Below are 26,352 nucleotides of genomic sequence, written 5' to 3' on the forward strand. Positions count from 1 at the left end.
GGGCAAGCTTTTTACATCAGGCAATGGCCAAGGGGTAATATTACTTTACTAAAAATGTATCCCATGAATCGTTCCTCTATTCCATTAATTCACGCACTTTCTCTAAGGGTAAATCTAGCACTTCGGCAATTTGTTCTGCGCTTAAACCCAGTTGGATTAATTTGGATAAACTATTTAATTTGGTTTCGTATAAAAGAGTTTCAAAGGCGCGTTCGCGAAGCGTTGCGGATGCAACATCGCGAAGCGGCGCGGATGCAACATCGCGAAGGGGTTCCGATGCGCGATCGCGAAGCGTCCGGGAATCGCCACTGGTTTTTGTCTTGTCTTGAATTAATTCTTGATTTCCCGCATCTTCATTTTCTAATCTTGGGCGATCGGAATTAGGACAAAGATTAATATTACCAACACGAACACGATTTCCAATGAGAGTAGACTGATAATTTGCGAATCCTAACCGTTGAACTGTAGCGCAAAAATTCGACCTATTAACATCTTCCCCAAAAGTCTTTGACAGAACTTGCCAAAGTTTATAGGCTTCATCTTTAACATGACCTTTGGTGCATTTATACTGTTTGGCAATTTCGGGATACTTCTGACCATTGAGCACTCCCTTCAAAATTTCCACTTGCAGACTATCAAGGTGTTTCCTGGTTTGTTTAAAGACCAATTCATCAATTGACTGCAACACAGTTTCCCAGTCCATTCCTTTATGATGACTCCTCTGAAATTTTACCCGCCATTATCCGCCATTATCCGTCATTATCCGCCCGCTTAACATTTTTTAATAAAAGTCCCGTCTTTATCAGTCTTTTTCCGCCCTTTTCCGTCTTGTCGATTGTGTCTGTGTCAGATGACAATAGAGATTATGTGAGCGTATAGCATTTTTCAATCAGACAGATAATTAATCTGTCATTATTTTTGATTGTTGATGCAGAAATCCAAGGAAAATCCAGAATATGCAACCTGTCTAGAAAAATATTGTTAGAAAATAGAAGGGGGTGCAGAAAAACTCGCCTAGATACCCAAAGATTAAAGTAGCGCGGGACAAGGCTCATAACTTATGATCTTATCATAGGTGATAACGGCACTGGGAGAGAAGATATCTTACAGGATATCGTGCTGCCATTGGCATTGGTGACAGGTCGAATTTGAGATATTATACCCGATTTTGACTGGAATGGTTTTCTTTCTGGTCGCGATTAAATCTGATTATAATAGTCTAAACTGCGGGCATCCCATCTTTGTAAAAAGACTTATTCTTACTCTTTTCTCTATCCTCTCTCCTCTTTCTTACAATACAGAAAATGATCCGGTCTAAAATCAAACTTACAGGGTAGTTAAATTAATGAATATCGAATTTGGTCAGGTTCAGGAATATAATGGAAGAGGCTTTGGCTTTGTAAGCCGCACCCTTAAGAAAACAAATCAACGCAGTAGTAAAGGTGTTTGGTTTCACATAAGTAAAATTAAGTATGATTATCCACAACTGGCGGAACAGTTAGACTCTGGGTGTGTAGAAAATGTTAGCTTCTGGTACGAAATCGAGCATACCGAACGCGAAAAAGTTAGTCTAATTTGGCTAGATGCTAAGGATATCCCCGAACCTCATAAAACTGATTTAGTTGCCTATATGGAGAAAATTTGGTGTGATATTGACAATTCGGCACCAGAATGGCTAGGTGAAATTACAATTGCTTTAGTTGGAGAAAATCAAAAAAATGAGTTAACTCAGAAACGTAATGACCTAATTAATCAGCGGCAAGAATTAGAGCAAAAAAATCAAACAAGCCAGCCATCTATACTTGAAAAAATTAGAAAATATAGACTTGAGGCAAGGAGCAATGAAGAACCTCAACGGGTTTATATTGGTTTGCCAGAAAATTTTGTCAATCGTGTATTTTGGGTTGCAGATATATATCGAACAAATATTCAGTCACATGAACCTGGTGGTTATGATGTGGTTGTCGAATATGATAATGAAGTGGTACGTGGCTATGATCGGATTAAAACGCCATCAGCTTATATTGCCAGCTTTTTTTATGGAGAAATAGTGAAAGTTTATGCTAGAAAAACCGCAGACGAAGACGAATATTCTACTGCTTCTTTTGAGGAAGTCTGGAATATTGAATCTTCTAAGGAAGATCCTTGTGAAGCATTAAAAATTTTTCAGCAAAAACAAGAACAAAAAAATAAACCTTCTCTCTTACAAGTTTCGGGAATCTTTGAAAGTCAGGATGAATTTGAAACATTCGATTCGGGAGATGTTTGGGAAAGTTGGTACAATGAAGACGAGGGTCAGTGGTATTTTGGAGAATGTCCTGAGTGTAATATCCCAGATAGAGATTGATTTACATTGGGGTTTATAACGGTTTTTAAGTAATGGTAGGGTGCGTTAGGCGGGGATAATATTTTGCGGAAAATAAATAATCTCTAAGTCCGCCTAACGCACCAAATCATCGGCATAATCATCGACCCATTATCGAAAATTTTTATTGATTAAATTATCGGATTAATATTATATAATTAGGTGCGTTACGGCGCGATTGTAAATTATTGGTTGAAGTTTGAAATTATTTCGCGCCTAACACACCCTACGCTGAATTATCGCATTTATTTTTAGAAGAAAATATGGTGCGTTACGGCGCGATTTTCAAGGGTTGGTTTGAGTTAAAGATAGTTTCGCGCCTAACACACCCTACCCTGAATATGTGCGATCGCCTCTTTCCCCCCAAACAGCGATCGCCTGATGATATAATTTAATCAAAGCTTAATCAAAGCCCTAATTTTTACTATGAAAACATTAACTAGAATTACTCTTAATCCCCAAGTTATGGGTGGTAAACCTTGCATTCGAGGGATGAGAGTAACCGTAGGAGCGATCGTTGGTCTAATGGCCTCCGGTCACACCCCCGCTGACATTTTGAAAGCCTATCCTTATTTAGAAGAAGCCGATATATATGAAGCCCTAGCTTATGCAGCTTGGCGAGTAGAAGAACAAGAAGTACCCCTGATGGTGACATGAAAATATTAATAGACATGAACCTATCACCGGATTGAGTTGGGATTTTTGCTAAATATTCAATTGAGTCAGTTCACTGGTTAAATGTGGGAGATCCAGCCGCCATAGACCAAATAATTATGAATTGGGCTAATACTAACGGCTATATTGTTTTCACTCACGACCTGGATTTTGGCATACTTCTAGCCACTACCCAAGCTACCGCTCCAAGTGTAATTCAAGTAAGAACGCAAGATATCTTACCTACTACCTTGGAAAATATCGTAATTCAAGTTCTGCGTCAGTTTGAATCCGAATTAGATCGCGGTGCTTTAATTACGATCGATCCCGCTCGTTCTCGAGTTAAAATTTTGCCGATTATTCCATCTAAGTCATAATTATGATGTGCGATTCCCGTCTCTGGATCCGCTGCGCGGAATCGCCTCTTTTCCCACAAGGAAAGAACCGGGTTTTTTCGATAAATTTTGTTAGTTAATCCCTGCAATGGAATAAAAACCCGGTTTCTCAACTAAACAGCGATCGCCTCTTTTCCCACAAGGAGAGAACCGGGTTTTTTCGATAAATGTATGCTTGTCAACCTAGATGTTGGGTAAAAACCCGGTTTCTATTCGTGAGCGATCACCCTTTCACGCTCTATTTTTCTCCAACTGACTCAAGTCATATCGACTTTATAACTATCTTCAGCAGTCAGCTATTAGCCCCTGATACCTGATCGCTGACTGCTGATAGCTAGAATGAATTAGTGAATCACCACCAAAAAGCTTTAGACCCTTTAGAAGACCCTTTAGACCAGTTGCGCGATCGCACTTTCAAACAGTTGCAAAGCTCGATCGATTTCTGCGGCAGAAACAATTAACGGAGGAACAAAGCGCACCACTTTCGGGCCTGCGGGAACTAACAGCAATCCTTGAGAAATTGCCGCTTTCACCAGGTCAGTAGAAGCGATCGGGCTATCTGCCTTTAATTCCAAACCATTAATCAAACCCCAGCCGCGCACTTCCTCCACCAGAGTGGGATATTTAGCGGCGATCGCCTGTAAACCTTGGCGCAACTGTTGCCCCCGGTCTTGGACATTCGCCAGTAAATTTTCGCTTTCCAAAGTATGACAAACCGCCAAAGCGACCGCACAAGCAAAGGGGTTGCCGCCAAAAGTGCTGGCATGATCCCCCGGTTTAAACACATCACAATGGGATTTGCACAACAGCGCCCCAATGGGAATGCCACCGCCCAACCCTTTGGCAGAAGTAAAAATATCCGGTTCAATGCCCAGATTTTCATAACCCCAAAGTTTGCCAGAACGTCCCATTCCCACTTGGACTTCATCCAAAATCAGCAAAATGCCTTTTTCATCGCAAATTTGGCGAATTGCTTGGAAATAAGCCACGTCACCGGGACGGACACCCCCCTCTCCTTGCAAAGCTTCCAGCATAATGGCCGCCACGCGCCGTTTTTCGCCCCCGTCGAGTTGGGCGATCGCGGCTTTAATCGCTTCCAAGTCATTAAACGGCACATAGCAAAATCCGGGCACCAGGGGATCGAAATTCTTCTGATATTTAGGTTGACCCGTAGCTGTAATAGTGGCCAAAGTCCGCCCGTGGAAACTCGCATGGGCAGTTAAAATCACTGGGTCGTCAATATTTAACACCGTATGGGCGTATTTGCGGGCCAATTTAATCGCCCCCTCGTTCGCTTCGGCCCCGGAATTGCAGAAAAAAGCGCGATCGGCGCAAGAACGATCCACCAACCACTGAGCCAACTGACCTTGTACCGGGATATAGTACAAATTAGAAACATGGTGCAATGTTTGCATTTGCTGCGTCACTGCCGCCACCATTGCCGGGTGAGCGTGTCCTAGGGTACAAGTAGCAATTCCCGCCACAAAATCTAGATATTCTTTCCCGTCCGTATCCCATACGCGACAGCCGTCGCCTTTGGTCAAAGCAATGGGAAAACGGCCATAAGTTTCCATCACCGCATCGTCAAATTCAGCCGCACTAAAGGAGTTAAACTCCTTTGAAGTCGAGGTGACAGAAGGTTTTTGAGTTAAAGTTTCTGGAGTCACCGGCAGTTCCTCTCATCATAATTTCAATGCCTTATTCGGATTTAGTATAGTGAAAAGCGATCGACAAGACTGTTATGTGCGATCGGACTCTCACGAATTATTTTGTTATTGGGTAGGGATTCTTTTGTTGCTTGTTGTTTGTTGTTTGTTGTTGGTTATTTGTTATTTGTTGGTCGTCGCTGATAGGGAGAGAAACGAAACACTCACCACGAATCAGTCATCACCCATAACCATCAAAAATTGGAGAAAATCCTGTTAAGAGTTATAATGATTCCAGAGTAAATGCTTTGGTATTTGGCAGCATCCCATATTTGCAAATCAGATAGTAGGGGCGAAGCATTCGGGTAATTATCTTAATGGTGAAAACCGAGAATTAACTGCCCGTAGGCGAAGCTTTATCGAAGAGTATGCTTCGCCCTTACAGACCCGGACAAAACAATCATTTTTCCAGTCAACAATATTATTTTGCGGAGGCTTGAACATGACTCAAGTTACTAACCATCAAACGAATAGTCAAAAATTAACCCAAATTGTCGAAACCTTAATTAACAATAATCCGATTTACCAAGAAAACTTGGATCGCCAGGAAATGATTCTGATGATTAATCAAAATTTTAATCCGGTAGCCATTCCCGACCTGAATAGTATTTCAGAGGAAGAATTAACCAAACGGATTAAAAGTATTTTGTCTTTAAATTTAGTCTCAGGAATGCTCAATGATTTTACTCCAGAGCAAATGCGACTTTTTGATGAATCAGTTAAGCGAGGGTAAATGGGTTATTTATTAGATACTAACATTGTTTCCGCTTTTCTCAAACAAAATCCAGAAATCGGATTAAAAATCAGAGAACTCAGGTATCAAGGTCAATTTATTGGTATTAGTGGGATAACTTACTATGAAATCCAAAGAGGTCTGCTCAGAACTAATGCCACCAAAAAACTGGCTTTATTTGAACAATTTTGTCAAGATTATCCCATTTTATTTTTAGATGATCTGAGGATTTTTCAAAAAGCATCAGAAATTGATGCAGATTTAACCCGTCAAGGGAGGATTATTCAAGATGCAGATATTTTGATCGCCGCTACTGCGATCGCTCATGGATTAATTTTAGTTTCCCACGATTCTGACTTAACTAGGGTTAAAGACTTACAGCTAGAAAATTGGTTAATAGCGTAAACCTGTAGGGGCGAAGCATTCCGGCAGATAAATTATTGGTTAAAAGCAGAAACTTTATCCCGGAATGCTTCGCCCTCACTGCGGTAATGCTTCGCTAACGCCCTACCAATATTTGTGATTCAGGCAATAGAAAATTTCTGTAATGCGATCAAAGAAGGAATAAATACTTTTATTTAAATCATATTTAACCAGTAGGGGCGAAGCATTCGGGTAACAACTACTGTGAAAACCCATATTTATTGCCCGGTAAGCGAAGCTATGCCGTCAGGCTTTATGCTTCGCCCCTACATTTACGGCAAAAATTATTGAGTAAAACAATAAAAAAATAGATTAATTTAACTTAATTTAACAAAGTAAAAACATAAATCATAGTAAATTTTATTCAGAATAAAATTTACTATGATTTAAATATGTAAAATAGTATGTAGGATGTACAGCTATTATAATTGTTGGTAAAAATATTAATTTATAATAGCTGCACACCCTACGGCTGACTTTCTTGATTACTAGACAGAAGCTCCTCCGTCTCCGCCCAATCCGCCAAGCGCTGCTCCTTTTGCGGCTCCAATCTTAGCACCCACAACCGCCCCTGCAGGACCTCCGAAGAAAAATCCAACAAGTCCGACTGTTGCAGCTCCTACCACTGCGGTTGTAACAACTCTAGCAGTTGTTTTTGCAACTTCTTTTCCAACTTCTTTGGCCAAATCATCACTCTCACTCATAATTATGCCTCCAAGTCTAATAAACCTATAATTCCACTGTGAATGCAGTATCCGAATTTTTTCTTAAGCAAATCAGTCAATTTAGGATGATTTGCTTAATATCTGACATTATACTTTGTCATTTTTAGATTGGGTTGAAATTGAAGTGGCATTTAGTGGGAAAATTAGATTGGCGGGATTTAGTGTGATATAGTGGGATTTAGTGGGGCGGTTTAGTTCTCGGTTTACAAAAGTTAAAAATTAGTGGCAAACAGTGGGTTTTGGTGTCAAAAATAAAAAAATGAGGAGGGAAAAACATCTATGGATATTCAAGAATTGTCAAAATGGACGGATGAGCAGGTATTCGCTAAAACCAGACAACATCTTGATTCTTTACAAAAATCTATATTAGAAAGTGTTTTACAATATAAAAATTTTCAAAACATTGCCAACCAAAATGGATATAGTTACGATCATGTCAAAAAAGAGGGGGCAAAATTATGGAAACTTCTCTCTGGCGTTTTTGATGAAGCTATTGAGCAAAGCAATGTGCGGGCGATTTTAGAAAATAAAGCTGGATCTACTATTTACAGTTTTGGGGATTCATCGTTAATTATTAGTAATCATAATATTAAGAAAAATCATGTGAATATTTGTAGGGGGAATCCCCAGATTTTAGAGGATACAGAAAAGCGATCGCCCTCTGTGCCAGTTCCCAATAAAGTTCCGCTTGTGGATCTAACCACCGCCCCAGAATTAAACTATAATTACGGGCGCGATTCAGAAATTTATACTCTGAAATCATGGATGGTCGATGATCGGGCTCGGTTAATTACAATTTATGGCTTAAGTGGGATGGGGAAAACCGCTTTGATTCTTAAATTAATCTCAGAAATTCAGAGAAAATTTGATTATATTATTTATCGGGGTCTTGAACCTTTGCCTAAACTGGGGAAGCTGAAAGACCACCTGACGCATTTTTTGGCTGAATCCTCAGCCAGTCCCTTGCCAGAAATTATTGATTATTTTCGTTCATCTCGTTGTTTAGTAATCCTGGATAACGTGCAGCATCTTTTTAAACCAGGTCATTTAGCGGGTCATTATTTAGCAGAATATAAAGATTATCATAATTTTTTTCAGCAAGTGGCGACCTCCTCTCATCAAAGTTGTTTGATTTTAAGTAGTTGGGAGAAACCTGGAGATATCGAGACTTTAGAAAAGGAAAACGAGTACACAAAATCCTTAAAGATTGAAGGCTTAGGAGCATCGGCTAAAGATATTTTTAGACAAAAAAAGTTACAAGATGAGTCAATCTGGGATGAATTAATCCAGCGATATCAAGGTCATCCGGGTTGGTTAAATATTATCTCGGCAACAATTCTGGAGTTATTTGACGGCAGGGCTGCTCATTTGATTGAAAGAGAGGAGTTGTTTTTAGGTGATATAGAAGCAAAATTAGAGTTTCAGTTAGAGCGGTTATCAGAATTAGAAAAGAAGGTGGTTCACTGGTTGGCAATTCAAGATGAGGCGATCGCAATTTCCCAAACCTATGCTAATCTGGAAGTATCTCAAAGTAAATTTTGGCAGATTATGCAATCTTTAAATAGACGCTGTTTAGTAGAAAAAGTCGCCGGACAAGAACCTGCAAAATTTCAGCTAAATTCTATTGTTAAAGCCTATCTAGGGTTTTCATGTTTGATGTAAAGCATTAATCCGGTGCGTTACGGCGGTGAAATGCCGATGATTCTGGTTGATGCCTAATTTTCATCTCACCGCCTAACACACCCTACATTATTTTTATCTCTATAAACCAAGAACAAAGAACCAATAACCAAGAACATGAACAGTGAAGTAACCGCAGGAATTCTCTATATTGTCGCCACACCGATTGGCAATTTGGAAGATATCAGTTTTCGGGCTGTCCGAATTTTGCAGTCAGTAGATTATATTGCGGCGGAAGATACGCGGCATACAGGAAAATTACTGAATCATTTTCAAATTAAAGTGCCGCAAATTAGTTATCACGAACATAACCAAAAACAAAGAATTCCCGAATTGCTGGATAAGTTAAAAGCAGGGAAAAATATTGCGGTAGTCACCGATGCGGGAATGCCGGGAATTTCCGATCCGGGCTATGAAATGGTGACAGCTTGTATTGATGCGGGGGTGAATGTGGTGCCCATTCCGGGGGCAAATGCGGCAATTACTGCTATCAGTGCGGCAGGATTACCCAGCGAAAGATTTGTGTTTGAAGGTTTTTTGCCGACGAAAGGAAAAGAGCGCCAACAGCGATTAGATTTGCTAGAAACTGAGTCCCGGACGATTATTTTATATGAGTCGCCCCACCGCTTAGAGAAAACTTTGGCAGATTTGGCTAATTGTTTAGGAAGCGATCGCCCGATCGCCCTGGGTCGAGAATTAACCAAACTCCATGAAGAATTTTGGCGCGGCACCATTGGAGAGGCATTATCCTACTATCAATCCGTGCCACCGCAAGGGGAATTTACATTAGTTATTGCCGGGAAAAGTGAAGCAACAGAGGAAATTTCTGACACCACCCTGAAAACCGAGTTAGAAAACTTATTAAAACAAGGAATATCCCGATCTGAAGCTACAAAAATCATGGCCGAACGAACCTCTGTTTCTCGGCGCAAGATTTATCAGTTAGCGTTACTAATCCCAGAAAGCAATGAAGGGGAAAATGATTAGCTAATTTTAGCATTAGCCCAATTTTAGCATACAGCAATTTTCTCCGCGAGTAAACCACAAAGTATTTGTAGGCGCGAAGCATTCCGGCAGAAGTTTGATGCTTAAAATATTAATGTACGGACGTCCTTGCGAAGCATAATCCGTCAGCCCTTATGCCTTATGGCCAGAAAGCCCCTACGGAATGCGCGGGTCCTACCGTGGTTCAGTAGGGGCGAAACCGCTGTAATTATCGGAAAATGCTGAAGATATCCTCCCAAATCAGCCCGTCGGATGATGGCAAAAGTCTATTCAAGGGGGGATATCTCCATAATTAGTTACTTGTACGGGTAATTCCAGGAAGTCGATCGCTTTTAGCCAGAAATAAACAAACACAACAATGATATAATTTACTCCTGAGTATTAATGCGGAACAAAAACCGGAATTTTGGCCGAAAAAAAATATCGTTAACCATAAAAGTTTGGTTTACAATAGTTTTGCGAGGGTAAATTCTTAACCGTCTACCTGAAACGCAACAAACTACAAGGAGATAGAGGCGATCGCGAGTAAATCTTATGAAATTTGGACGAGAAATTTGTGGCAATACCATATTGGCTGAAACAAGGGAATGGCTTGTCACCAATGGCATTGGGGGTTATGCTTCCGGCACGATCGCCGGGATGCTGACTCGACGGTATCACGGGTTACTCATTGCCGCACTCAAACCACCCGTGGAGCGAACTTTATTTCTGACTAAATTAGATGAAACCGTTGAGTACAACGGTCAATTTTATCCCCTGTTTACCAATCGTTGGGCTGATGGCAGCATCAGTCCCCAAGGGAATTTATATTTAGAAAGCTTCCACCTGGATGGAAATATTCCCGTTTGGCGATTTGCTTTGGCAGATGCTTTGTTAGAAAAACGGATTTGGATGCAGCAAGGGGAAAATACCACTTACATTTCTTATCGGTTACGCCGGTCCACTAAACCAATGAAACTGGCGATCGCCACCTTAGTCAATTACCGGGAACACCATCAGCAAACCCATGCCCATGACTGGCAAATGACCATGACCTCTGTAGAAAACGGCGTTTGTATCAGTTGTTCGGCCAATAATGAGATATCTTTATATTTACGCAGTTGTACTTCCTTTGCACCAGAAAAAGCAACCGGGGTGAAAATCGAACCCGTGCATCGGTGGTATTATGGCTTTTGCCTGAATCAAGAACACGATCGCGGACTAGACTATTGCGAAGATCATCTGCAAGTTGCCACCTTTCGGGCGGAACTGCAACCGGAAGAGTCTTTCACTATTGTCGCCAGTACGGAAGAATTCGCGAATTTAGATCCAGAGCAAAGCTTAAAAGCCCAAAAAAAATACCATAAACATCTGATTAGACGTTCTTACCAAAAGCAAGGAAAAAGCAAAGAGACAAAAGCTTATCGTTTAGCCAAAAAAGCCCCGAATTGGATTAAACAATTAGTCTTAGCCGCTGACCAATTTATTGTCAATCGTCCTTTACCAAATGTCCCGGAAGGGAAAACCATCATTGCCGGTTATCCCTGGTTTAGTGACTGGGGACGAGATACCATGATCGCCCTGCCCGGTTTAACCCTCTGTACCGGACGACCAGAAATTGCTCGCACCATTCTACAGACCTTTGCGACCTTAGTTGATCGGGGGATGTTGCCCAATACCTTTCCCGAAGCCGGACAAACTCCCCATTACAACACCGCAGATGCTACTTTATGGTATTTTGAGGCGATTCGCGCTTACCATGAGGCGACGGGTGATATCCAGTTGGTGCGAGAACTTTGGCCGGTGTTAAAGGATATTATTGACTGGCATCGTCGGGGCACCCGCTATAACATTCATGTCGATCCCTGTGATGGCTTAATTTATTGTGGGGAGTCCGGGACTCAACTCACTTGGATGGATGCCAAAGTCGGGGATTGGGTGGTGACACCTCGGATCGGCAAACCCGTAGAAGTAAATGCCCTGTGGTACAACGCCCTGCAAATTATGGTGGAATTTGCCGACTTGATGTATTATCCGGCTGCCGAATATCAGCAAATGGCCGAACAAGCGATCGCCGGGTTTGCCCGATTCTGGAATCCCGAATTAAACTACTGTTACGATGTAGTTGATGGGCCGCAAGACCACGATGACTCTTTGCGACCGAATCAGATTTTTGCCGTGTCTTTGTGTCATAGTCCTTTAACTCCAGCCAAACAACGCGGGGTGGTTGATAGCTGTGCGCGATCGCTCCTGACTTCCTACGGACTCCGCAGCCTCAGTCCAGATCATCATGCCTATAAAGGTTATTACAAGGGCGATGCCTTTGAACGGGATGGGGCTTATCACCAGGGAACGGTTTGGGGGTGGCTGCTGGGGCCTTTTGTCCTCGCCTATCTTCGGGTTTATCACCAGCCAAAACAAGCTCTGATGTTTCTCGAACCAATGGCTCATCATTTAATGGATGCTTGTGTCGGTAGTCTCAGCGAAATTTTTGATGGCAATCCCCCCATGCGTCCCAAAGGGGCGATCGCCCAAGCTTGGACCGTCGCCGAAGTGCTGCGGGCTGCTGCCTATTTGAAAATTAAACAGTCAAAATAGAGCTATTGGTCAAAAGTGAATAGTGAATAGTGAATAGTGAATAGTGATATTTCATTGAAATGCATCACTTTTCACTCTTCACTTTTCACTCTTTAGAGCTATTGGTCAAAAGTGAATAGTGAATAGTGAATAGTGAATAGTGAATAGTGAATAGTGAATAGTGGTATTTCATTGAAATGCATCACTTTTCACTCTTCACTTTTCACTCTTTTCTGTCTCCTCACGAAAAATCGTGAACTATCAATCTTTTAAAGTAGTCTATAAAATATCTCCTAAAATTTTGGCTCTGACCCTAAGAAATAGGCGAAGTTGCATCCGCAATGCTTCGCGATCGCCCTAATCACTCAGTCTCATTTGTCTACGCAATTTTACTGAGATTATTGAAGATTTGAGAGATTTTATCTCAGTAAAATCTCGGAGATGAGATTAGGGAAAACATGGTTATGGGGAAAACATGATTTTGCCGAATATCAGAGGATATACGGATTGGGGCGAATTTTGGTGGGCGATCGCCTCTGAATCAGTCAGGAAAAACAAGTCATAGCCTGATGTGGATCGCACCAAAAACCGAGAAAATGTGTTAAATTATACTGAGAGAGTTTGAGGATTAAATATGTCTAATTTAATTCATTTAAGTCAAAAATATCCTCCAGAAAAAAAAAGTGCTACTTTCATCAGATATAGCCAAAATCATCAAAATTGGCAACAATTGTTTCAATTAATCGATGATATCAAAAACCAAATCGATCACTATAGAGGAGAATACTCCCGTTTATTTGATTCACGAAAATATCAAATATTGCAAAATTTAGAAGCCAAAATAGAAAAACTAAATCAAGAGATATTTAAACATCAAGAAGAAGAACAATATTTACTAGAACTAAATGAAAAATTGCATCGATTTGCGACGATTGACAGATTAACCCAGGTAGCTAATCGGTACTGCTTTGATCGATATCTTGACCATGAATGGCATCGTTTGATTCGCTATCAAAGACCGTTATCATTAATTTTCTGTGATATAGATTTTTTTAAGCAGTATAACGATAAGTACGGACATCCAGCCGGAGATAAATGTTTACAAAAAGTAGCCCAAGCGATTCGCGGGGCTGTCAAACGTTCTACGGATTTAGTTGCCCGTTATGGGGGAGAAGAATTTGTGGTGGTTTTGCCGGGAACCGATCTATCTGGGGCGATTAAAGTGGCTTCAACCATTCGTTCAGCAGCAGAACAACTTCGGATTCCCCATAGTCAGTCGAGTGTAAGTGAATATGTCACCTTAAGTTTGGGTCTGTCGAGTATGATTCCCAATCAGGCATCTTCACCGGAACAGTTGTTAGCGGAGGCAGATGCCAAATTATATGAAGCGAAACAGTCTGGACGCAATTGTGTCAAATATTCTATGAATTGTCAGACTTGTCAACAAAATCAAGGTGAAAAAATTTCTCTCACATTGAAAGAAATCGAAAATATTAACCGCACTATAATGATTCATTGGTCTTTTGAGAAAAAGTCCATGATTAGAATTGGTCGGGCAGCGGATAATGATGTTGTGTTATATCATCCCCTGGTGTCGAGACACCATCTGAAGTTACAGTGGGTTGGCCAGACATGGGAATTACAAAGTTTCGGCCAAAATGGAACCTATATTAATGACAGAGAAGTTGAGCAAGCAGTGGTAAATGGTGGGGAAATTATCAAGTTAGCTCGCTTTGGCCCAGCGCTGCAAATTGATTTAATTAATAGTGAGTGATCGAATAGTGAGTGATGGATTCGGAAACTGGGTTTTTCAGGGGTGATGTAGAAATGTAGAAATCGCCGCTGCCCAGTTGCCGATCCAGTTTGCTTTCTAATGTTCCGAGGCTTCGGGGTGGGGCTTTGTGGTTGAGTTTGTAGTTGGGTTTGTGGTTGGGTTTGTAGTTGGGTTTGTGGTTGGGTTGACAGAAAATTCTTGTTCGAGTTGACGATATTGGGAAATGTTGATGATTTGCTCGAATTGCTGGAAGTTGAGCAAGCGATCGAAGCCCACGGTGGTGCCATGTTCTTTCAGATATTTGTAACAGTCGGCGATCGCTTTGGTGGCAGAAAATAAACCCGCCAAGGGAAATACCGCGATTTTATAGCCGAGGGCTTCTAGTTCCGGGGGCGACATGAGGGGAGTTTTGCCACCTTCAATGGCGTTGGCAAATAACGGGGCATCGGGAAAAGCTGCGGCGATCGCTTTTAACTCCTCAACAGATTGGGGCGCCTCAATAAATACAATATCGGCCCCGGCTTCAAAATAAGCCCGACCTCGGCGAATGGCCTCTTCAAGTCCTAGGGGCGCCCGAGCATCGGTGCGACCAATAATCACTAAACCACTTTCGCCTCTTGCTTTGACCGCTGCTTTAATTTTTTCAATATGGTCCTCTGCCGGAATCACCCGTTTGCCTTGGAAATGCCCGCATTTTTTCGGCCATTCTTGATCTTCTAAGATCACACCAGCTACACCGAGAAGTACCGCTTCGGTGACAGTGCGAATCACGTTGAGGGGATTGCCATAGCCGGTGTCAATATCCGCAACTAAGGGAATTTTCACCCCTTGAACCATGCGACTGACACTGTAAAGCATTTCCGTGGCGGTGAGGAAACCGTAGTCTGGCCGCCCCAAAGTGGAGGCGGAGATGCCAAACCCACTGGTAAAAATTACTTCAAAACCGACTTGTTCGGCGATTTGAGCGCTGAGACAGTCGTGAACGCCGGGACAGATTAACAGTCCGGGTTCTTGGAGCAGTTGTCGAAGTTTTTGGCCGGGAGTCATAAAGCTTGCGGTGACTAAAGGGATGGTTGGATTATGATTGAATATAAAAGCATTGACCATCTATTTTATTGATAAAAGCGTAATCTGTGTTTACCAGTTAAGAGAGGATTGCTTGTGACTACGACGAATACCCCCCAAATTAGAGAAACGATTCGACTGGCTCCTAGTTTTGTGATTCCTTTGGTATTGGCGATCGCAGCCATTCCTCTACTGCTGGTTCAAGTTTGGATTGGCTTGCCCGTTGAGGTATTGGCTGTATTTTTGTTGTTTCAAACCGCCACAATTCGCTTGGAGTTTACTCAAACCGCTTTGGATATTTACCGCTCAAATCAAAGAATTCGCCAGTTTCCCTACCAAGACTGGTCTCACTGGGAAATCTTTTGGCCTCCGGTGCCGATTCTATTTTATTTTCGCGAAGTGAACAGCATTCACTTTCTGCCAATTTTGTTTAATCCCAAAATGCTGCAAACCTGTCTAGAAGAACGCTGTCCGAGAAAAATTAAGTAAAGAATCGGTAAATTCCAAACGGGCAATCGTCAGGGTTTCGAGGGGCAGAAAAAGCGGCGATTCGAGATGAAAATGATTGCTCAAACCTGAGTAATGACTTGCGTATATATAGATGCATCTAGATGCATCTATATATACGCAAGGGTGAGAAATTGCTTAAACTATTAAAGATTTTTACTGTTGACTTATGATTTCAGAGCCAAGTCAAAACCCAGATTCATTGGCAAATAATCTAGATTTTTCCACAGCGGACGTTTGGGCGGATGCCCCCGCAGACGAACCGGGGCCAGAAGTTGTGGTAAAGGCGGCGGAAAACGAGGAAAAGGTTGTGGTGAATTTGACCCCCTCGTCAGAAGTTGAGGCATCAGAAACCGAAGCATCGGTTTCTCCGGCAGAGTCTTTACCGCTGACTGATTTAGTCGAAGACAAAGAGTTGCCGGATGAAGATTTAGGCACAGCTTCGGCGATCGCCTCGCCCTCCGCAGCGGAACCCCCGGAAGTGAATAAGGCTGAACCGATCGCGGCACCCACCCCTGTGGAAGCGATCGCACTTCAGGGGCAATCGCCAGAAATTGCTCAAGGGGAAGCCTATAAAGATATCGAGGATCAAAGAGATCGTTTGGTCAATGATGTGGCGGAATTACAACGGCAAAAAAAAGCCTTGCAAGAAGAGATTTTGCAGTTAGAAGCGAACCGGGGGCGCTTGCTGCAAGAAAATATCGCGGAACTCCAGAACACTCTGGGGCAAATGATCCAAGAGTCTTTAGGTGAGTTGCAACAACGCAAACAGGCTTTACAAATTTCTGTGGAACAACTTGAACGACGGCAAGAACGCATTCGCAAGGAAATGCAGACCACTTTTGCCGGTGTTTCCCAAGACTTAGCGATTCGGGTTCAAGGGTTTAAAGATTATTTGGTGGGGAGTTTGCAGGATTTGGTCAGGGCAGCGGAAGACTTGGAGATGTCTCCGAAACAGCGATCGCCTGAACCAGCTTCTGATGAGCGATTCCGCGAAGCGGATCCCTCAAGGGAATCGCGTTCCTCCGGGCAACCAGCCGCCAGCGGTCCGAATAACCCCGAATTTGGGAATTCGTCTTTTGAAGAACAAGCCCAGCTAATTCGGCGAATTTTAAAGCAATTTCGCACTCAACCGGACTACTACGGCCCACCGTGGCAACTGCGGCGCACCTTTGAACCCATTCACGCGGAACGAGTCTCTAACTGGTTTTTCACCCAAGGAGGACGTGGGGCTTTACGGACAATGGGCAGTCGCTTACAAAATATCTTGGTTGCCTCAGCGGTGATGTCCTGCTTGCGGAAAATCTATGGCAACCGTTTTCGGACTTTAGTCTTAGCGGATAGTCCAGAACGCTTAGGAGAATGGCGCCGAGGTTTGCAAGATTGTTTAGGCATTTCCCGCAGTGATTTTGGCCCTGAACGTGGGGTGGTATTGTTTGAGGATGCGGAAGCCTTAGTTCAAAAAGCCGAAAGATTGATTAAAGATGGTTTAATGCCACTAATTTTAATTGATGAAACTGAAGGGCAAATTAACTTAGGAGTGCTGCAATTTCCTTTATGGTTAGCGTTTGCTGCTGAACCAAAAATGTCAGCCGCCGCTGCTTCTAGTAATTGGTAATATTAGGAGACATTAGTCATATTAAAGGGCAGTCGAGCGATTGCCCCTAGTCCCTTTGTCCTAGTTTTTCCTAGTTTTTTGCTTTTTAGGCGAGCGATCGGCAAACATTGCTGACTTTTGATCTGACCTTGGATCGGCGTCTTCAAAATTTACCAAAAAAAATACAATAGCAAGAAATTTCTCTTGCTATTGTAAATAATTGGATTTAAGCATCTAGCGATACAGTGAATCTTGGACGGCAAAAGGTTGCGGTCTAATTTGGGCTTGTAAATTGGATACGGCTTGCAGATAACAAGGATCTTCGTGAGTACCGAGGAGAGATGTATTAGTGGAAGCCCGCAGTTGTTCGGCACTGTTCATGTCCACCTGAATATCCGGGGTAATTCCCTTGTGGCTAATATCAGTGCCATTAGGAGTGTAGTAGTGGGCGATCGTCACCGCTAAACCGGAACCGTCAGAAAGTTTATGCACCGATTGCACCAAGGCTTTGCCAAAGGTTTGACCCCCAATAATCGTGGCTCTGCCATTATCTTGGAGGGCACCGGCTAAAATTTCACTAGCACTGGCGGAGTTATTATCCACCAAAACCGCTAAGGGCAAGTTGGTTAAAGCTTTACCTTTGGCTGCAAAATCCTCCCCAAATCCATTGCGGTTGACCGTCCGCACGATGTCCCCTTCACTCAGCCACATTTTGGCAATGTCAATGCTGGCATATAATAGACCTCCAGGATTTCCCCGCAGGTCAAGGACAAAGGCGTCCACATTCTGCTGCTGCAAATTTTGGATCGCGCTTTTCATTTGTTCTGCCGCATGGGAACTAAATTCTTTCAAGCGGATATAGCCGATTTTGTTCGATCCTTCTTGTTGTAAGGTATAATGCACCGCTGGCAAGGCAATTCGGGCACGAGTCAGGGTGACTTCAAATTCGTGGGATCCAGGGCGAAATAGTTTTAGTTGAATTTGGGTGCCGACTTCGCCTCTAATCAATTGGGCGGCTTGATCCACCTTCATGTTATCGGTGGATTGACCGTCAATTTGCAGAATGTGATCCCCTGATTTAATTCCGGCTAACATTGCCGGAGAGTTTTCCATCGGTTCTGCTACGGTGATCCGATTGCTCTGTTGATCCAGTTGCAGCCGCATCCCTACCCCAGTCAGTTCCCCAGCGGTCTGGTTGCTCAGGGCTTGATATTGCTCTGGGTCTAAAAATCGGGTGTAGCGATCGCCCAATTCAGCGAGTGCTTGGCGTAATGCGGCATAAGCTTGCTCGGTGGAACTGTATTCAGTATTGAGCAACCGAGTTCTCACCGATTGCCAATCTACTTGATTAAAATCAGGATCGACATATCTTTGGTTAACAATTTGCCACGCTTCATCCAAAACAGTTTTCGGACTATCTTCCAGGGCGGCTAACACAGAACGATTCCAGCCCGAACTCAACGAGGATAAAGTTGCAGTGGTGGCAAGGGTTCCAGTAAATAAGGCAACTTGAAGAAAACGAAAGCCTCTTGAATATTGATTCATGAAAATTCGCTCTGACGGAGTGGACTTGATTAAGCAGTGGGTGACAACACCAGGTAAAACCTAGGAAAACCTTGTAATTTTTGAAACTTCCTAGATTTTTTTAGGGGTTGTGATTTCATCTGGTGATGAGCATACTTTATATTTTCAAAGTCTATCTGGCTTTGGAAAATATAAATTTAAGTTACTAAAAATTTAGCAGTATCATTAATCAAGATTCAAATTTAAACCCAAATTTAAATCAATGACTAAATTTGGCAATGCCGCTCAATGTTTTAAGATTAAATAGATTTAACTTGTCAAACATTGCGCTTGGCTCTTCAGCCCTAGGGTGTGATTTTTGGTACAACCCAGGAGGTGTTTTCAGGCAATATAATTACTTATGAGCGATGAAAGGATTGTTTCAGCCATTTTATTGGGTGGCCTAGTTTATCCTAACTTCAACAGTCAAATCAGATTTTCCGTAAAATCTCCAACTTGACTTAGCAGATTTTTTCGGTTTAGTCTGTGTGAGAAGCAATAGAGTACAGTAAAATTACACCAGAATTACACCAGAATTACACCAGAAATTATGTCCACATAACCGCCAGGGATTTTCCCGGTAGAAATACGGAAAGCTCCAGTCAGTGAATTGGCGCAAGCTGTCAAACACTGGTATTTTTTACTGATTATGGCTGGCGCTGTGAATCGCTGCCCTTGTTTCTAGTGTAGCTAAAATAATCATAAAAAGCAGCAGTCTGAACAAAATTATGATCGGATCACAACTCAAAACGGTTTACCCAAGGTGGTGGGAGGTCGCCAGTAATGGCGCGATTCGCGCAGCGATCCCTTCGGGAATCGCACTAGCAGCCCTTTGCGGTGTAGTGTTTATGCAGCAAAGTCGTTTGGATCGGGCTGCCCTGAACCCTCTGAGCCCACAGCAAGCGGATCAACAAGAGGCGTTACAGATCGAACTGATGAAGCGATCGCCCACGTTAGGGTTTGATAATGCGATCGCCAACTGGGCATTCATTAAGTTTATTGGCTACTTCGGTGACGAGGAACTGCGTGACCAGACTGGGTATGAACTCAATGATGATTATTTTGACTTGCTGACCCAAAGGGATCCACGCTTCATGGAAGCTTACCTATTTATTTCTTCTGCGGTTTCTTTCATGCAAGCCAAGCCGGAATTAGGGGTGAAGTTAATGCAGCGGGGAACCGAAGTGCTTTCCCCAGAAATCAACCCTAGATCCTATCTCCTCTGGCGCTATAAAGGCATCGACCAGTTATTGTTAGTTAATGATATTCCTGGGGCAATTAAATCTCACGAAATCGCCGCCGAATGGGTGAAAGGAACTCCCGATGAAAAATTTGCCTCTATCTACGCACAAACCGCTGAATTTCTCAAAAGTAACCCAGATAATACTGATGTGCGGTTTTGGGCTTGGAGTGAAGTTTATTATAGTACAGTGGATAAAAATGTGAAAGCACGGGCTGAGGCGGAACTCTTAAAACTCGGTGCCAATAAAAGGGTTGACGAAGATGGAAATATATATTTTGCTCTGCCAGTGTCGAATAATAAACAGCGGTAATGAAAGAAAATCCCCGAAAAAAACGCCGTTTTTTTTACTGGCTTAATCATAAGCTTCCTCGGTGGATTTCCTCTTGTAAAATATGGCCAAACCATTATGGATTAAAAAATCAAGGGAAAATCCGTAAGTTAATCCCTAAATTTATTTCGCTTTTATGCAGTTTTTTTCTGGTGGCGATTCTGATTTTGATTGGTTTGGTGGGCAGTTGGTGGTTACTGCTCGATCGCCCAATGTTACGAGAATCAGCGAATAGACCGATTGATAGTATTTTAGTCTTAGGCGGCAGCATTAGTCGAGAAATCTATGTGGCACAACTTGCCAAAAAATTTCCCCAAGTACCGATTTTAATTTCCCGTGGTTCTTCAGATCCTTGTATTTGGTTAATTTTTCAGACAGCCGCCGCCCCCATTCACCACGTTTGGTTGCAAAATTGTGCCACTTCTACTTTTAAAAATTACTATTTTGCTCTGCCGTTATTAAAACAGTGGAATGTGCATCATTTAAAGATTATTACTTCTGCCAGTCATTTACCCAGAGCAAAATGGTTAGCCCAAATTATTTTGGGTTCTCATGGAATTTGGACAGAAGTCGATGTGGTTGAAGAAAAAGGCATACCCGGAAATCGGGAAACATGGCTGAAAACTAGCCTAGATGTGATTCGTAGTCTAATTTGGGCAAGAGTCAGTCAATATTATAATCCTGAATGTTCCCAGTTAAAACATTTACCAGTGGTTGATTTTTCTGCTTGGAAAAAACGGGGATTTAAATGCGAGCATCAGGCAGGCTTAAACAATAAAAATTAATCCGATCATCTTATTTCACGAGTAAAAATTTCCAAATAAAAGAGATATGATAAATATGTATATTTATATAATAAAATCGGTGGGCTATGCCCACCATGAGGAAAAATTAGGGGTTAAATTTACTGCGAATGGCTTCGATTCTTTTCCGGTTGACCCCTAAGTCTGATTCACCGAGACGGGAAGCGGAACGAACTTGAATGGTTGCTGCTTCGGGGTCTAAATAAAATTCTACATCATCGACAAATCCCATTAATTTACTGGTAAATTCGGCATAGATATAGTTGTGTTCAGCGGTAATGATTTTGGCATTTTCGCTCGCTTCTATAATTTCCTTTAGTTGCCCGATCGCCTCTGCGGGAGTTCCTTGATAGGTCAGCGGGGCAATTTGATGTTCCCCATCTCCGCTTTGACTAGACACGCAGTTGGGAGAAGCGGGACAAGTGGCTAAGGCACCATTTTTTACTCCTAAATTTCTGGGGCGATCGCCGGAAAAAGAAAATAGACTAGCCACCATTGTTTCTGGTAAGCGATCGTTGGCGATTGCCGGAAAAGTTGAGCCTAAAAAACCGCCGATGGTCAATACAAAAGCAAGGCAAATCGGCACAATTTTTAAGCGAAATAAGCGAAATAAGCAAAATAATCTTTGCATGGGTGTTCAGTAAAAAACCACGTCAATTTAGATATTAATGGGCGATCGGCAGATTGTAAAGGAATCTTATATCTAAGAAACGCTAAAAAAACCAACCATAACAGATAACAGATAATAAACAACAAACAACAAACAACAAACAACAAACAACAAACAACAAACAACAAACATAAGTAAATTTGCCGATTTCACCAGAGAAAAGGTTGAATGAATCTGGGTGAGGTTATCAGTGCTTTAAGAAAAATGCTACTGTGGAAATAGGGCTGGGAAAAATGTTTCATCAATAGTCTGTGCTGAATGACCCGGAAAATCCCAAACAGATTTCTGGCGCGATCGCACAGCGGGCATCTTGCTTGATGGATTTAGATTGATCCCGGTAATCCCTAAGTAAGTTCCTGATTATGCCTACTGGTCAAGAGAAAAATAACTTATGACTGTGCTAGAAGCTGATTGGCAACACCATTTTATTGAAACCAACCGGATCCGTTTGCACTGTGTGAGTCAAGGAGAAGGTGAATTGGTGGTTTTGTTACATGGATTTCCAGAGTTTTGGTATTCCTGGCGATATCAAATACCAGCCCTGGCTCGATATTTTAAGGTTGTAGTTCCCGATTTACGGGGATATAATGATTCCGATAAGCCGGAAAGTGGCTACGATCTCGATACGTTAACGGCGGATATCCAAGGGTTAATTAAACAGTTAGGTTATGTGAAAGCCCATATTGTGGGACATGATTGGGGTGGGGCGATCGCCTGGAACTTGGCGCAAAAGTTTCCCCAATCTTTGGATCGGTTAGCGATTTTAAATGCCCCACATCCCCAACGGTGGTTAACAGAAATTGGCGGCAATTTCGATCAACTTCAGCGCAGTTGGTTTATCCTCGCTTGTCAATTGCCCGCATTGCCCGAATGGTTAATTCAGTTAAATTTACGCGAATTTGTAAAGAATATTTTTCAAAACGAAGCGATTCGCAAAGGGGCTTTTACTGCTGATTTAACTAAGATTTATCAAGATGCTCTGGCAAAACCGGGTGCTTTATCGGCGGCGTTGAATTATTACCGACAGTTAATGTCTCCGGGGAATTTATTGCAGACTTTGGCGCGATCGCCCAAACCAGTAAAATCCCCTACCTTAGTCCTTTGGGGTGAAAATGATTCTTTCCTCTCGCCAAAGTTTACTGAAGGTTTGGATAAGTTAATTCAAGCGCCGTTTGAATTAAAATTAGTGCCGCAATGTGGGCATTGGATTCAACAAGAAGTCCCCCATTTAGTCAATCGGGAATTAATCTCGTTTTTGCGTCAGTCGGGGAAAGGTTAATCACCACAAAGACACAAAGAACACAAAGACATAAAGAACATAAAGAACATAAAAATATTCCTAGTTCCCAGAATCCAGTAGCCAAAAATTTAAACTTTTGACTACTGGATTCTCGTTTTTTGGCCTGTTCCTGGGCTGAATTGATTAATTGATACCAAATCCGATTCTCAAAACCCACTGATAAAGCTAGATGTCATTCCCGCGAATGCGGGAATCCACAGGCGTTTTAGGGGATTACCATAGTCAATATATAGCGCGTCTAAATCAGTTGGCAAATAAACCCTCACGATGGCGGCCCCCTCTCCCATGCATGGGAGAGGGGAGCCGATTTGTCAAATTCATTTAGACTCGCTATATGAGAACGGGATTTGGTATGAATTATCATAGATATAAACTGTTGAGGCCAGATATGCAAATCAAACAATTTAAATACCCAGTGGAACAAAGTGAACCGCCACGTCCGGCGAGAGAAACTTTGCCCACCATGTATGATTTACCTAGTGAAAATCCGGAGGAACCTGGTTTGCCTGACGAATTCCATTACCTCCAACCTAATTTTCTTAGTTTAACTTTCCGTCCGAGTAACTACTCACCAGAGGAAGTATTTAATATTGGAAATATGAATTTGTACTACGATCCACGACACCCTTACTGGTATAAAAGACCAGATTGGTTTGCGGTAGTCGGAGTGTCCAGACTTTATGAAAATCAGGATTTACGCTTAAGTTATGTGATGTGGCAAGAAGCAGTCCGTCCGACAGTGGTGGTGGAGTTATTGTCACCAGGAACGGAAAAAGAAGACTTGGGTTCAACAGTCCGCTTAAGTAGCGACCCACCGACGAAATGGGAAGTTTATGAGCGGATTTTAGGGGTGCCCTATTATATAGTGTTCGATCGCTACACCGATGAGTTAAAAGCGTTTGTTCTGATGGCTGGATCTTATCAGCAGATTTCGCTACAAGAACCGAAAATTTGGATGCCCCAATTAGAATTAGGTTTGGGTTTGTGGTGGGGAGACTATGAGGGAATTACTTGCCGCTGGTTGCGCTGGTACGATGCCCAAGGTAATTGGATTTTGACTCCCAGTGAACGTGCTGCCGTTGTTCAGCAAGAACTAGAAACCGAACGAGAACGTGCTGCGGTTGTTCAGCAAGAACTAGCAATCGAACGGCAACGTGCGGAAGCGGAACGATCGCGTAGTGAGCGTTTAGCAGAATTATTGCGTACCCAAGGAATTGACCCGGATTCTATTACTTGAAACAACTATTTCATTAGGGGCGATCGCTATAATAATTCCTATTCGATCGGAAATCAAACATAGGGACGGATTTAAACCCGTTCCTATCAGAAGAAAACCCGTTTTCAGGGTGTTTAGCTGTTACGAATTATCAATTATCAACAAAACAAGGATTTTGCGTATCTTGTTGATGTCTAACTTTAACTCGGTCTAGGTCAGTTCGTAGGGGCGCAATGTTTGCGCCATAAAATGAGCGCAGATGAGGGAATCAGTTTTTTTGAGCAGCGATCGGGAGATTCTATGTTTAGAAATAAGTTTCAAATTTTTGATTAATTTAGGGAAACTATGGGATAATATACCTGCGACACCTGCGACTACAGGGCAATGGCAGCTTACTGAGAAACGTGGCTGTAACATCTTCATATCTCAGGAGACACATGAATAAAAATCTCCCCGAAATCTTTGCAGCGGTTGAAAACCGAGTCAACCATTTAGGTCAGTCTTGGCAGAAATTTTCTCAAGAAATTTCTCAGTATTTACCAGAGACTTATCAGCCAGAAATTCAAGAAATTTCGACCCAGTTAGCAAAAGCAACAGAAAAGTTGTTAAATGAACTGCATCATCCTACCCTAGCGATCGCCACCACGGGCACCACTAGCAGTGGTAAAAGCACTCTGGTCAATTTACTTTGTGGGGCGGAAATTGCCCCAGTTGCGGTAAGTGAAATGAGTGCCGGAGTTGTCACAATAGAATATAGTCTAGAAAAATCCTTAGTCATTCAGCAAACACCGGGCGCTACTTGGGAATGTGGGGAATGGCAAGGGATTAGTGAAACAGAAATTTGTCAACGCTTAAATCGAGTAATGACAAGTTATCTCGATCGCAAACAAAGCGACCCTCAGATTGCTTGTCCAATTTCGCTAATTCGTTATCCTTTCCGGCTTCAGTCTCAGTTACAATTACCCCCAGGCACAAAGGTAAAAATCATGGATTTACCGGGTTTAGCTTATGTGGGGGATGAAGGAAATGCTAATTTAATTCGCCAATGTCGTGAAGCGTTATGTCTCGTGACATATAATAGCGCCGAAACCGATCCGAAAAAAATCAATAGTTTATTACAAGAAGTTGTAGAACAAGTCAAAGAATTAGGCGGTTCGCCAGCGCGGATGCTATTTGTGTTAAATCGAATTGATGTGTTTCGGGCTGATAATCATTGGCCTGAATCACAACGAGGATTTATTGAAAAAACTACCGCTAAGATTAAAACTGAATTAAAAGACCGATTACGCGAATATACTCAGGAGATTGAGCATTTACAGGTGTCAAAACTGAGTTCATGGCCAGCGTTATTGGCGCTTCAGATTCAATCTGATAATCTCAATGATAGTAATCAAGCTTGTAAAAAAGCGGATAATCATTTTAATGCCTTAATTGAAGAAGTCTTAGAAGATTTACCCCGCAAGCAAGAAAAATGGTCTGAACACGATCGCCAACGAGTGGCTGATGCTTTATGGGAAAAATCCTATGCCGCAGAATTTGAGCAACATTTGAGGGAACATATTACCCAGCATTTTCCCCAATTAGTGATCCCGCAACTGCTCGATCAGTTTAAAACGACGGCAGGGAACACAATTCAAGAGTGGGCAATACAAACCAGTAGCGCGATTTTGAATAGTTCAGAAGCCCGTTACCAGCAAGAAATTGAGAACCTTAAACATATCAAAATCTATGTTAAAGAATTTATTGAAAATAGTGGAAAACAATTAAGAAATTCTTTTAACAATCTTGAAGAAAAAATTAAGCATTGTTTAAATAAAAAAAAGAACCAAAACTCAGAAATAGTCCCTGAAAATACTATTTCGTAAGCAATACAAAATACTATTCTTGAAATTCAATTCAAGGAATTACTCCTTTTACTACTTTAGAAGAACAGCTATATCCTCTTTATTTATGGCATGACGAATTAGGGAAAGAAATTGATAAAGTCTTAACAGAGATTGCCAATTCTGTAGAAGAAGGCAAAATAAATCTATCGGATCCAATT

The 26,352-nt window shown here is 42.1% G+C and carries 23 protein-coding genes; 17 read left to right on the forward strand and 6 right to left on the reverse strand.

Annotation, left to right across the window (positions count from 1 at the left end):
- Positions 1-76: 76 nt before the first annotated feature.
- Positions 77-703, reverse strand: a complete 627-nt coding sequence (locus AM228_RS01395; protein ID WP_054464320.1) for a hypothetical protein — start codon at positions 701-703, stop codon at positions 77-79.
- Positions 704-1,345: 642 nt separating this feature from the next.
- On the opposite strand from AM228_RS01395, the gene AM228_RS01400 reads away from it, so the two are divergent.
- The 4 genes from AM228_RS01400 (at position 1,346) to AM228_RS01410 (ending at position 3,396) form a co-directional block, all read left to right on the forward strand.
- A complete protein-coding gene (locus AM228_RS01400; RefSeq protein WP_054464321.1) occupies positions 1,346-2,347 on the forward strand; it encodes a hypothetical protein in 1,002 nt (333 codons plus the stop codon).
- Between the two features lie 281 nt (positions 2,348-2,628).
- Positions 2,629-2,760, forward strand: a complete 132-nt coding sequence (locus AM228_RS35900; RefSeq protein ID WP_255353128.1) for a hypothetical protein — start codon at positions 2,629-2,631, stop codon at positions 2,758-2,760.
- A gap of 31 nt (positions 2,761-2,791) precedes the next feature.
- Positions 2,792-3,022 carry a DUF433 domain-containing protein gene (locus AM228_RS01405; protein ID WP_054464322.1) on the forward strand — a complete coding sequence of 77 codons (231 nt, stop codon included), beginning with the start codon at positions 2,792-2,794 and terminating at the stop codon, positions 3,020-3,022.
- Between the two features lie 59 nt (positions 3,023-3,081).
- Positions 3,082-3,396: a DUF5615 family PIN-like protein gene (locus AM228_RS01410; protein WP_255353134.1), complete on the forward strand. Its 315-nt coding sequence runs from the start codon at positions 3,082-3,084 to the stop codon at positions 3,394-3,396.
- 407 nt (positions 3,397-3,803) lie between these two features.
- Here the strand turns inward: AM228_RS01410 and AM228_RS01415 are convergent, their stop codons facing one another.
- On the reverse strand, positions 3,804-5,081 hold the full coding sequence (locus tag AM228_RS01415; RefSeq protein ID WP_054464324.1) for an aspartate aminotransferase family protein: 1,278 nt from the start codon (positions 5,079-5,081) through the stop codon (positions 3,804-3,806).
- Positions 5,082-5,562: 481 nt separating this feature from the next.
- On the opposite strand from AM228_RS01415, the gene AM228_RS01420 reads away from it, so the two are divergent.
- Together AM228_RS01420 and AM228_RS01425 are read left to right on the forward strand one after the other, a co-directional pair.
- Positions 5,563-5,853 carry a hypothetical protein gene (locus AM228_RS01420; RefSeq protein WP_054464325.1) on the forward strand — a complete coding sequence of 97 codons (291 nt, stop codon included), beginning with the start codon at positions 5,563-5,565 and terminating at the stop codon, positions 5,851-5,853.
- Positions 5,854-6,258, forward strand: coding sequence for a type II toxin-antitoxin system VapC family toxin (locus AM228_RS01425; protein ID WP_054464326.1), 405 nt, complete (start codon positions 5,854-5,856; stop codon positions 6,256-6,258). It begins immediately after the preceding gene.
- A 506-nt stretch (positions 6,259-6,764) separates the two neighbouring features.
- On the opposite strand, the gene AM228_RS01430 is transcribed toward AM228_RS01425, so the two are convergent.
- Complete coding sequence (locus tag AM228_RS01430) at positions 6,765-6,980, reverse strand: hypothetical protein (RefSeq protein WP_054464327.1); 216 nt, start codon at positions 6,978-6,980, stop codon at positions 6,765-6,767.
- 300 nt (positions 6,981-7,280) lie between these two features.
- On the opposite strand from AM228_RS01430, the gene AM228_RS01435 reads away from it, so the two are divergent.
- From AM228_RS01435 to AM228_RS01450, 4 genes are all read left to right on the forward strand, one after another.
- The gene (locus AM228_RS01435) at positions 7,281-8,663 is read left to right on the forward strand and encodes an ATP-binding protein (protein ID WP_054464328.1); all 1,383 of its coding nucleotides are present in this window, start codon (positions 7,281-7,283) and stop codon (positions 8,661-8,663) included.
- Between the two features lie 135 nt (positions 8,664-8,798).
- On the forward strand, positions 8,799-9,668 hold the full coding sequence (rsmI, locus tag AM228_RS01440; RefSeq protein WP_054464329.1) for a 16S rRNA (cytidine(1402)-2'-O)-methyltransferase: 870 nt from the start codon (positions 8,799-8,801) through the stop codon (positions 9,666-9,668).
- A 552-nt stretch (positions 9,669-10,220) separates the two neighbouring features.
- Positions 10,221-12,263, forward strand: coding sequence for an amylo-alpha-1,6-glucosidase (locus AM228_RS01445; protein ID WP_054464330.1), 2,043 nt, complete (start codon positions 10,221-10,223; stop codon positions 12,261-12,263).
- A gap of 613 nt (positions 12,264-12,876) precedes the next feature.
- A complete protein-coding gene (locus AM228_RS01450; RefSeq protein ID WP_054464331.1) occupies positions 12,877-14,016 on the forward strand; it encodes a diguanylate cyclase domain-containing protein in 1,140 nt (379 codons plus the stop codon).
- 96 nt (positions 14,017-14,112) lie between these two features.
- Here AM228_RS01450 and AM228_RS01455 read toward each other — a convergent pair whose 3' ends face one another.
- Positions 14,113-15,063 carry an oxaloacetate decarboxylase gene (locus tag AM228_RS01455; RefSeq protein WP_082348706.1) on the reverse strand — a complete coding sequence of 317 codons (951 nt, stop codon included), beginning with the start codon at positions 15,061-15,063 and terminating at the stop codon, positions 14,113-14,115.
- 114 nt (positions 15,064-15,177) lie between these two features.
- Between AM228_RS01455 and AM228_RS01460 the strand changes: the two genes are divergently transcribed.
- Complete coding sequence (locus AM228_RS01460; RefSeq protein WP_082348698.1) at positions 15,178-15,570, forward strand: DUF3119 family protein; 393 nt, start codon at positions 15,178-15,180, stop codon at positions 15,568-15,570.
- Between the two features lie 619 nt (positions 15,571-16,189).
- Positions 16,190-17,206: a DUF3086 domain-containing protein gene (locus tag AM228_RS01465; protein WP_369817660.1), complete on the forward strand. Its 1,017-nt coding sequence runs from the start codon at positions 16,190-16,192 to the stop codon at positions 17,204-17,206.
- A gap of 213 nt (positions 17,207-17,419) precedes the next feature.
- Here AM228_RS01465 and ctpB read toward each other — a convergent pair whose 3' ends face one another.
- Complete coding sequence (gene ctpB / locus AM228_RS01470; protein ID WP_054464333.1) at positions 17,420-18,730, reverse strand: carboxyl-terminal processing protease CtpB; 1,311 nt, start codon at positions 18,728-18,730, stop codon at positions 17,420-17,422.
- Positions 18,731-19,476: 746 nt separating this feature from the next.
- On the opposite strand from ctpB, the gene AM228_RS01475 reads away from it, so the two are divergent.
- Together AM228_RS01475 and AM228_RS01480 are read left to right on the forward strand one after the other, a co-directional pair.
- Positions 19,477-20,301: a hypothetical protein gene (locus AM228_RS01475; RefSeq protein ID WP_199317270.1), complete on the forward strand. Its 825-nt coding sequence runs from the start codon at positions 19,477-19,479 to the stop codon at positions 20,299-20,301.
- Positions 20,302-20,471: 170 nt separating this feature from the next.
- Positions 20,472-21,104: a YdcF family protein gene (locus tag AM228_RS01480; protein WP_231636531.1), complete on the forward strand. Its 633-nt coding sequence runs from the start codon at positions 20,472-20,474 to the stop codon at positions 21,102-21,104.
- Positions 21,105-21,210: 106 nt separating this feature from the next.
- On the opposite strand, the gene AM228_RS01485 is transcribed toward AM228_RS01480, so the two are convergent.
- On the reverse strand, positions 21,211-21,753 hold the full coding sequence (locus AM228_RS01485; protein WP_156331457.1) for a DUF1499 domain-containing protein: 543 nt from the start codon (positions 21,751-21,753) through the stop codon (positions 21,211-21,213).
- A gap of 430 nt (positions 21,754-22,183) precedes the next feature.
- Between AM228_RS01485 and AM228_RS01490 the strand changes: the two genes are divergently transcribed.
- The 3 genes from AM228_RS01490 to AM228_RS01505 all read left to right on the forward strand — a co-directional run bounded on the left by AM228_RS01490 (position 22,184) and on the right by AM228_RS01505 (position 26,173).
- Positions 22,184-23,071, forward strand: a complete 888-nt coding sequence (locus AM228_RS01490) for an alpha/beta fold hydrolase (protein WP_054464334.1) — start codon at positions 22,184-22,186, stop codon at positions 23,069-23,071.
- A 409-nt stretch (positions 23,072-23,480) separates the two neighbouring features.
- Positions 23,481-24,329 (forward strand): Uma2 family endonuclease, encoded by an 849-nt coding sequence (locus tag AM228_RS01495; protein ID WP_054464335.1) that lies wholly within the window; start codon positions 23,481-23,483, stop codon positions 24,327-24,329.
- Between the two features lie 416 nt (positions 24,330-24,745).
- Entirely contained in the window at positions 24,746-26,173 is a 1,428-nt protein-coding gene (locus AM228_RS01505) for a dynamin family protein (protein ID WP_054464337.1), read from the forward strand.
- Positions 26,174-26,352: the final 179 nt, after the last annotated feature.

Origin of the sequence: Planktothricoides sp. SR001 (assembly GCF_001276715.1) — a bacterium.
Taxonomy (GTDB): domain Bacteria; phylum Cyanobacteriota; class Cyanobacteriia; order Cyanobacteriales; family Laspinemataceae; genus Planktothricoides; species Planktothricoides raciborskii.